We start from the raw sequence: 8,944 nt of genomic DNA, 5'->3' as shown, positions 1-8,944 counted from the left end.
CTCAGACCGGTGGATCAGGGCTGAGCCGGACCGGCCGGAGCGGCGCCGGGCGCGGGACGCCGGCGGCCGGCGGTCGCCGGGCCCTGCGCGCCCGGTGAACAGGTCGCGCGTCTCACCCTGCGTGTCGGGACCCGGGCGCGCCGTCGGCGGTGCCTACCCTGGTCCGGAGCAACAGCGAAGGCCCCTCGGAATAGGCGTCCGAGGGGCCTCGCTGTGACTGCTGCTCCCGGCACGTCAGTCGCCTGACGGGCCGTCCGCCGCGGCGGGGCGGTCCGGTCGAGGTCGGTCACAGGGCCCGCCTCCGAGAAGCCCGGTTCCCCGAGCTGCCCGGTCCGACGCCCCAGTCGCCTGAGGTCCCCGGAGCGGTCCTGCGACCTCTGCGGCCGGCAGCGGTCCACCGTCCGGTGCGCGTCACACCCTCCGCGGCGCCGTCCGCGGTGCTGGTCTCTCTCGCGATGCTCCAGCTCTCCTCCGGTTGCCCGGGGGAGAAGGTCTGCCGTTCTCCGGTCGGTACCGGCAGGTCTCGTGACGTCGTGGCCATCGGTCCGGGTCACCCCGGTCCGACGTTCCCCGGGTCGCCCCGGAGGCTCGATCGGTGCGGGTCTCCCCGTCCGATCCGGCGTCGTCGTCCTGCCGATGGCTCAGTTCTAGACCTGTCCCGGACGCCCGGCAAGGGGTGCGAGGAGGCACTTTTCATCCACCGTCCACCCACAGGTCTGTCCACAGAAAACTGTGCTCGGCCGCGCCATTCATCCACAGGTCTGTGGACGGAAGTTGTGCACGACGGCGACAGGTCGTGCGCCGTTCGGGTGAGGGCGTCCGCCGGCCTCAGGGAAGGGCGGGGGGCGTGGTCGCCGCGGGACCGGGCACGGCGAACGCGAGGAGCGCGCAGATGTCGTCGCGGCGGGCCGTGGGGCTCATGACGAGGTCGACGACCTCCGCGAGGGCCGCCTGCGCGCGCCCCTCCGCCGCCGCCCGGACCAGGGCGCCGGCGTGGGCCCGCACCCGGTCCACGCCGTCGTCGATCGAGGCGTCGCGGCGCTCGACGAGACCGTCGGTGAACAGCAGGAGCGCCTCGCCGCGCCCGAGGGACGCGGCGTGGCTGCGGTAGGTGGCGTCGGCCTCCAGGCCGAGCATCGGACCCGTGCGGCGGTGCCCCGGGTCCAGCGGGTGGCCGCTGGGCAGCAGCAGCGGGCTCGGATGGCCGGCGAGCGCGAAGCGCAGCGAGGTGCCGTCGGCCGCCACCTGGACGCAGGCCGCGGTGGCGAACTCGGTGCCGCCACCCTCGTTCACGAGCGCGTTGAGCCGGGTCAGGACGGTGCCGGGGTCCGGCTCCTCGCGCGCGAAGATGCGGCAGGCGTACCGGAGCTGCGCCATGGCGCTGGCCGCCTCGACGCCGTGCCCCGTGACGTCGCCCACCACGAGGAGGACCGAGCCGTCCGGCAGCGCGAACGCGTCGTACCAGTCGCCCCCGATCACCCCGACCTCGCCCGCCGGTCGGTACACGGCCGCGACGCCGACCGGCGACTGCGGCAGCGTCTGCGGGAGCAGGGACTCCTGGACGTGCCGGAGCACCCGGGTCTGCTCCTCGGCCAGCAGGGCGCGCTCGAGCGCCTGCGCGGCGAGGCCCGCCGCCGTCGTGAGGAAGCCCTGCTGCTCGGCGTCGAGGACCTGCGGCTCCGGCCACGTGACGGCCAGCGTCCCCAGGGTGGTGGCGGTCGCCGTCAGCGGCAGGTGCGCCAGGGCCGCGGCGCCGGCGACGTCCATGTGCGGACCGAGGTCGGGGAACTGCGCGACGGCGGCCGCGCGGTCGGGGTGGAACAGCGGCTGGCCGGTCCGCGCAGCGACCGCGGGCGGGGCGTCCAGGGTGAGGGGGAACTCCGCCCACGCCTCGCTCGTGCCGTGCGGGAGGGGGTAGAGGCTGACGTAGCGGACCCGGGCCTCCGCGCGGATCACGAGCGCGATCCCGCAGAAGCTCGCGCCGACCGCCGGGCCGAGCACGTCGGTGACGCACGCGGCGACGTCGTCGACCGTGGCGGCGCGACCCAGCCGCCGGCTGAGCTCGAGCAGCGTTCCGGAGCGCGCGAGAGCGCCCTGCAGCCGGGACACGAGCTGCGCGCGGACCTCGCCCTGCCGCCGTCGCTCCGTGCAGTCGGTGAAGAAGATCGTGAGGCCGCCGTCGTGGGGGTGCGCGCGCGCCTCGAACCACGCGCCGACGACGTCGGACCACGCCTCGATCGTCGTGGGCCGCGCCTCGAGGAGCGCCTGCTCGTAGGCGTCCCGGAACGCCTGGTGCTCCGTCAGCGGGTAGAGGTCCCACAGCACGCGCCCCACCGCCCGGGCCGGGTCCAGCCGCAGGAAGCGCCCGCCGGCCAGGTTGAGGTAGGTGATGCACCAGTCGCGGTCGAGCATGAGCACGCCGTCGCCGGCATGCAGGAGGGCACGGTCGACGTCCGGGCCCGGCGCGGAGGGGTCAGCGCCGTCGGGGTCCCGTCCCGTCACCTCCTCGTCCGCCATGGACGTACGGTACGAGGGCCGGTGCGGAGCGCCAGCGGGCCGGGGTCGGCACTGAGCCGTCCGGGTGACGGCCGCTGGTCAGGCGCCGACGTCGTGCAGGTGGTGCACCACGTCGTGCAAGAAGTACCGGCCGAGGCCGAGCACGGTGAACTCCGAGCCGTTGCTGCGCAGACCGCGACGGTCCCAGGCGTCGTCGGGGACGGCCGCGAACCGCGCGGCGACCGCCTCGGCGGCCGTGTGCAGCCCCAGCCCGACGACGGCGGGGTCCTGCTCGCCGTAGCGCTCGCGGAGCGCGGTCTCGTCCTGGTCCCAGTTCGGGAACGACGGGGCGTCCTGCGCGAGCATGAGCCGGGCGCGCTGGTCCATGACGCGGCAGACGTCCCGCACGTGGCAGGCGTACTCCAGGGGGGACCAGACGTGCGGCTCGGGACGGTCCCGGACCCCCTCGCGGTGCAGCACCCCGTCCCAGGCCGCCGCGGCCTCGCGCGTGATCCGGGGGATCTCCGAGCCGGTCACCGCCGTCGCCACGAAGGCGCACTCGGGGCACGGCCGGTCCAGCACCCAGGTCCAGTCCTTCGTGTCCGGCTCGATCGTCATGGCGCGACCCTAGGCCTCACGCGGCCGGTCCGGCCCCTGCAGGGGTGCCGGGCGTCCTCGGATGGAAGGATGGTCGGGTGCCGAAGATCATCGGCGGTTCGCTCAGTGAGCACCGCGAGCAGACCCGCAACAAGCTGTTCGCGGCCCTCGCGACCCTGATGTCCGAGCGCGGGTTCGACGCCGTCACGCTCGCGGAGATCGCCGGGGCGGCCGGGGTGGGCCGCACGGCCGTGTACAACCACGTCCCGGACAAGGAGACGCTCCTCCTGGAGTTCATCACCCACGAGACGGACCAGTGGGTCGGGGCGCTCCAGCGCGCGCTCGAGGGCGTGGACGACCCCGTCCTGCAGCTGCGCACCTACATCCGCCAGCAGGCCGAGCTCAAGCGGGTCTTCCACCTGGCTCCCGGGGGGAGCGAGCTGCGCACCCTGCTCTCCCCGGACATGCAGCGGCGCCTGCGGGAGCACGCCGTGCCGGTCGAGGCGATCCTGCGCGGGATCCTCACCGCGGGTATGGAGTCCGGGGCCTTCGCGCCCCAGCCGCTCGAGACCACCGTGCCGCTCGTCCACGCCTGCCTGTCCAGCCGCTCCGTGCCGGAGGAGGACGGGCCCGGCCGCACGGCGGCGATCGCCGCGACCGAGGCGTTCGTCCTCCGCGCGGTCGGGGCCGACCCGACGACGACGGTGGTCCCGGTCCCCGACGACGTCGCGGGCTGAGCGCCGTCCGGGTGCCGGAGCCGCCGCGCGGGCGCACCCTGGGACGCATGTCCGACCTCCACACGGCCGTCACCACCACCGCCGAGGCCGCGCGACGTCTCGCCGCAGACCTGCCCGACCTGCTCGAGCGGCGCGGCTGGACCGTCGGCACGGCCGAGTCGCTGACCGGGGGGACGGTCGCGAGCGTCCTGGCCGCGGCGCCGTCGGCGCAGGACTGGCTCCGCGGCGCCGTCGTCGCCTACACGCCCGCGGTGAAGTTCGGCCTGCTCGGGGTGCCCGAGGGGCCCGTGGTGACGGAGGAGTGCGCGCGGGTCATGGCCACCTCGACGGCCCGGCTCCTCGGCGCGGACCTCGTCGTGGCCGTGACGGGCGTGGGCGGTCCGGAGCCGGACGAGGGCGAGCCGGCGGGCACGGTCTGGTTCGCGGTGGCCGCCCCGGACGGCGTCCGGACGCAGAAGCGCGTCTTCGACGGGGACCCGCCCGGAGTTCTCACGGCGACCACGGAGCACGCGATCGCACTGCTGCGGGAGACTGCCGGGCGTGACTGAGCCCCGGCCCGCGACTCCTGCCGCGTCCCTGTCGGACGCCCCCGCGCTCGACGTCCCGGTCGGGGAGCCGCACCTCGCCCACAGCCTGCGGGTCCGGCACCTGACGATGATGGGTCTGGGCTCGGCGATCGGTGCCGGGCTGTTCGTCGGGACGGGGGCGGGGATCCGGATCGCCGGCCCCGCGATCCTGCTCTCCTACGTCGTCGCGGGCGTCCTGGTCGTCCTCGTGATGCGGATGCTCGCCGAGATGGCGTCGGCGCTGCCCTCCAGCGGGTCGTTCTCGACGTACGCGGAGGCGGGGATCGGCCGGTGGGCGGGGTTCACGGTCGGCTGGGTGTACTGGGCGACGCTGATCATGGTGCTCGGCGTCGAGATCACCGCGTCCGCGGCGATCGTGCACACCTGGGTGCCGGCGGTCCCGGAGTGGCTCGTCGCCGTCGTGCTCATCGCGGCCTTCGCGGGGGTGAACCTGCGCGGGGTGCGCAGCTTCGGCGAGTTCGAGTACTGGTTCGCGGCGCTCAAGGTCGCGGTGATCGTCGTGTTCCTCGTCGTCGGGACGCTCCTCGTGGCCGGGCTGCTGCCCGACCGTGACCCGGTCGGCCTGACGAACCTGGTCGGCGAGGGCGGGTTCGCGCCCCAGGGGCTGGCCGGCATCGCGGCGGGCCTGCTCGTCGTCGTCTTCGCGTTCGGCGGCATCGAGATCATCACCATCGCGGCCGCCGAGTCCGACGACCCGCAGCGCAGCATCGCCCGCGCCGCCCGCACCATCGTCTGGCGCATCCTGCTGTTCTACGTCGGCTCCGTGGCGATCATGGTGACGGTGCTGCCGTGGACGTCGGAGGAGCTGGTGGCGGGACCCTTCGTGGCCGTGCTCGGGCTGGCCGGCATCCCCGCCCTGCCGACCATCATGGAGGTGGTGGTCGTCGTCGCGCTGATGTCCGCGTTCAACGCCAACCTCTACGGCACGTCGCGCATGGCGTACTCGCTCGCCGAGCGCGGCGACGGGCCACCTGCCCTGCTGCGCGTGTCCCGGGCGGGGGTCCCGTCGACGTCGGTGCTGGTCTCGACCGCGTTCGCCCTGGTCAGCGTCCTGCTCAACTGGTGGCTGCCGCAGGGCGTGCTCGGCATCCTGCTGAGCGCCGTGGGGGCGTCGCTCATCGCGGTGTGGCTCGTGATCGCCGTCGCCCAGATCCGGCTCCGCCCGCGGCTGGAGGCCGAGGGGCGCGAGCTGACCGTGCGGATGTGGGGGCACCCGTGGCTGTCCTGGGTGACGGTGGCGCTCCTGCTCGGCTTCGTGGCGCTCATGCTCACCGACGACGCCGCCCGCACGCAGGCGTTCGCGACGGCGGCGTTCGTGGCGGTGGTCGCGGGCGTCCACGCGGCGCGCGAGGCGCTCCGGCGCCGGGCGGGCCGGGCCGTTGCGGTGGGCTGACGGCCTCAGCCGTGCAGGGGGAGCGTGAGCACCTCCGGGCCGCCGTCGACGACCCGCACCGGCACGCCCCAGTCCTGCTGGTTGAGGTGGCACGCGGGGAACTCGATCCTCGGGTCCGCGTCGCAGGACGCCGCCTGCGCCGTCACGTGCAGCACGCCCTCGGCGACCGCGGGGTTGATCCGCAGGACCCGCTCCAGCGGGACGTCGTCGCCGGCACCCTCGAGGAGCAGCTCCGCCGGGCTCGCCGAGACCTGCAGGCGCGTGGACGGCCCGAAGCGGTCGTCGTACTTCTGGCCGGTCGCGGGCGTGAAGACGACGTCGAGCCGGACCTCGCCGGCGCCGATCTCGCTCACCGGCCGCTGGGTGCGGTGGGCACCGGCGTCGAGGATCTCCCCGGCGAGCCGTGCGGGCAGGCGCAGACGCGTCAGGCGGTGGGCCGCGGACTCGACGACGAGCAGGTCGATCGACCCGTCGTCGTGCACGTCGACGAGCAGGCCCGACGGCTCCGCCAGGTCGCGGGCGAGCGTGGTCACCTCGCCGGGGCCGTCGCCGTCCGCCGCGGGCGCCCAGCGACGGACCGCGCCGTTGTAGGTGTCCGCCACGGCGATCGAGCCGTCGGGGAGGACGGCGACGCCCAGCGGGTGCTGGAGCAGCGCCTGGTCCGCGGCGCCGTCGCGGTGGCCGAAGTCGAAGAGGCCCGCGCCGACGGCGGTGTGCGCGGTGACGGTGGCGGTGTCGTCCGCGGCCTCGCCGGTGGCTGTGCCGGTGCTCGGCTCGAGCCAGCGCAGCGCCGAGACCTCCGAGTCGGCGAGCCAGATGCGCCCGTCGGCGCCGACGGCGAGCCCGGACGTCTGGGCGAACCAGGCCTCGTCGGCGGGGCCGTCCTGCAGCCCCTCGTTCATCGTGCCGGCGAGGCGCCGGATCGAGCCGCGCACGTCGTCGAACGCCCAGATCGTGTGGTTGCCCGCCATGGCGACGACGAACGCGCCGAGCTGCTCCGACCACACGACGTCCCACGGCGAGGACAGCTTCTGCCGGCGCTGGGCCGGGACGGACGCGTCGGCCGTGTCCGGGGCGTCCGGCAGGACGTTGTCCGCGGCGCCGACCATGTACTGGTGCCCGTTGCCGGCGACCGTGATGACCCGGCCGTCCTTGAGCCGGACGCCGCGCAGGGCGTGGTTGACGGTGTCCGCCACGAGGACGTCGTAGCCGAGCCGCCCGCGCAGCTCCTCCGGGACGAGGCAGAGGCCGTTGGGCTCGCTGAACCGCGCCGCCTCCGGCCCGCCGTCGACGAGGCCGCGGTCGCCGGAGCCGATGCGTCGCACGAGCGTCTCGCCGTCGGCCTCGAGCTCGGCCAGGGAGTGGTGTCCGGCGTCGGCGACGAGCAGGGTCCCGCCGGGCAGGCGGACCGCCTTGGCGGGGAAGCGCAGCGTGCGCGCCTCGACGGCCGGCGGGACGTACGGGCCGTCGCCGCGGTGCAGGGTGCCCTTGGCCTCGTGCTCGGCGACGAGCTCGCGGACGAGGACCTCGACGTTGTGGCGGTGCCCCTCCCCGGCCATGTGGCTGACGATGTAGCCCTCGGGGTCCACGACGACGAGCGTCGGCCAGGCGCGGGCGGAGTACGCGGACCAGGTCGTCAGATCGGGGTCGTCGAGGACGGGGTGGTGGACCTCGTACCGCTCGACGGCGGCGGCGAGGGCGACCGGGTCGGCCTCGTGGACGAACTTGGGGGAGTGCACCCCGACGATGACGAGCACGTCGCGGTACTGCTCCTCGAGCTCGCGCAGCTCGTCCAGGACGTGCAGGCAGTTGATGCAGCAGAACGTCCAGAAGTCGAGCAGGACGATCTTGCCGCGCAGGTCCGCGAGCGTGACGTCCTGCCCGCCGGTGTTGAGCCAGCCGCGGCCGACGAGCTCGGAGGCGCGGACCTTGGGCAGGCGGGGAGCAGACGTGGTCACGGCAGTAGTGAACACGACCCGCCCCCGGGAGGCTTCCGGGTGTCCGGTCGCCGGTCGCGCAGGGCGGGTCCGCATGCAGACGGTCACCTGCACGCGGTCACAGGCAGACGGCTACGTGCGGCCGGTCACTGCTGCGGCGTGATGGCCCCGACGACGGCGACACGCACCGGCACCCCGTCGACGTCCGTCGGCAGGTCGTCGTCGTCCGCGGAGGCGAGGCTGACGCGGACGGCGTAGCCCTGGCGCACGCGCACCAGGCCGATGCCGCAGATCCCGTGGTGGCCGACCAGCTCGCTGCGCAGGCGCGCCTTGGCGGCTCGCGCCTGCTCGAGGTCGGCCATCGCTCGCTCCCGGACGCCGGTCGGGTCGCTGTCAGGTGCGGAGCTCGGCGCCCAGCGCCTCCAGCACCGTTCGGATCGGGTTGAGGTACGTCAGCCCTGCTCCATTCTCGCCGCCCGTCTCGCTCCCGGCAAAGAGGAGGCCGATGGCCAGGCCCGTCCCGGGCACGTACACGAGCGACCCGCTGTCCCCTCCGCGGGAGAACGGTCCGGCCGCGAGGCCCTCGACCTCGATCTGGTCGTCGAAGGACACGTCGCCCACCTCCGGGCCGTAGCCCACGACGACGTCGTCGAGCTCGAACGCCGTGACGCGCCCCTGGGTGGTGCCCGTGGTGCGACCGATCTTCTCGACCGTCTCCCCGCCGGCCACCGTCGCGGTGCCGGTCAGCGGGCCGGACGGGTACCCGAGGTCGACCTCCTCCTCCTGCAGGGACGCCACGGCGGCGTCGACGAGTGCGGTGGTCCCTGCCTCCAGGGGGAGGAAGCCCGCGAGGGCGCCGACGCGGTCCTGCGGGTCCCGGCCGCCGTCCGCGGGTCCGGGCTGGAGCACCGGGTCGCCCTCCCGCGCGGCGGGCGACCCGACCAGCACGTGGTGGTTGGACAGGGCGTGCAGGCGGCCGTCCACCGTCACGAAGCCACCGAGGGTGCCGGCCGTGACGTCGACGTGCGCCACGGACACCCCGGGCCGCAGGGGACGCACGCGTCCGGTCTGCCCGACGGCCCGGGCGGTCACGACGGGCGGCCGGGGACCGGTCGCGGGCACGGCGCTGATCCGGCCGGTGCGCCGCACGTCCACCGTCGGGCCCGCGTGCTCCACCGCGCGCCGGGCCAGCATGCG

The 8,944-nt window shown here is 75.1% G+C and carries 8 protein-coding genes; 3 read left to right on the top strand and 5 right to left on the bottom strand.

Going from position 1 to position 8,944, the window contains the following annotated elements; translation table 11 throughout:
- Positions 1-828 precede the first annotated feature (828 nt).
- Complete coding sequence (locus tag N866_RS13440; RefSeq protein ID WP_034227197.1) at positions 829-2,517, bottom strand: SpoIIE family protein phosphatase; 1,689 nt, start codon at positions 2,515-2,517, stop codon at positions 829-831.
- Between the two features lie 78 nt (positions 2,518-2,595).
- A complete protein-coding gene (locus N866_RS13435) occupies positions 2,596-3,114 on the bottom strand; it encodes a DinB family protein (protein ID WP_034227194.1) in 519 nt (172 codons plus the stop codon).
- 77 nt (positions 3,115-3,191) lie between these two features.
- On the opposite strand from N866_RS13435, the gene N866_RS13430 reads away from it, so the two are divergent.
- From N866_RS13430 to N866_RS13420, 3 genes are read left to right on the top strand one after another with little or no spacing between them, the layout of a single operon-like run.
- The gene (locus tag N866_RS13430) at positions 3,192-3,830 is read left to right on the top strand and encodes a TetR/AcrR family transcriptional regulator (protein ID WP_034227191.1); all 639 of its coding nucleotides are present in this window, start codon (positions 3,192-3,194) and stop codon (positions 3,828-3,830) included.
- Between the two features lie 47 nt (positions 3,831-3,877).
- A complete protein-coding gene (locus N866_RS13425) occupies positions 3,878-4,378 on the top strand; it encodes a CinA family protein (RefSeq protein ID WP_052023041.1) in 501 nt (166 codons plus the stop codon).
- Positions 4,371-5,810, top strand: a complete 1,440-nt coding sequence (locus tag N866_RS13420) for an amino acid permease (protein WP_245612592.1) — start codon at positions 4,371-4,373, stop codon at positions 5,808-5,810. Before N866_RS13425 ends, N866_RS13420 begins: the two co-directional genes overlap by 8 nt.
- A 5-nt stretch (positions 5,811-5,815) precedes the next feature.
- Here the strand turns inward: N866_RS13420 and N866_RS13415 are convergent, their stop codons facing one another.
- From N866_RS13415 to N866_RS21415, 3 genes are all read right to left on the bottom strand, one after another.
- Positions 5,816-7,768 carry an NHL domain-containing thioredoxin family protein gene (locus tag N866_RS13415; RefSeq protein WP_034227189.1) on the bottom strand — a complete coding sequence of 651 codons (1,953 nt, stop codon included), beginning with the start codon at positions 7,766-7,768 and terminating at the stop codon, positions 5,816-5,818.
- Between the two features lie 125 nt (positions 7,769-7,893).
- Positions 7,894-8,109 (bottom strand): hypothetical protein, encoded by a 216-nt coding sequence (locus tag N866_RS13410; protein WP_034227186.1) that lies wholly within the window; start codon positions 8,107-8,109, stop codon positions 7,894-7,896.
- Positions 8,110-8,140: 31 nt separating this feature from the next.
- A partial coding sequence (locus N866_RS21415) for a chymotrypsin family serine protease (RefSeq protein WP_034227183.1) occupies positions 8,141-8,944 on the bottom strand: 804 nt, incomplete at its 5' end.

The organism is Actinotalea ferrariae CF5-4 (genome assembly GCF_000603945.1).
Taxonomy (GTDB): domain Bacteria; phylum Actinomycetota; class Actinomycetes; order Actinomycetales; family Cellulomonadaceae; genus Actinotalea; species Actinotalea ferrariae.
Note: the sequence above shows the minus strand (reverse complement) of the source record. Positions and strands in the feature narration are given on the sequence as shown.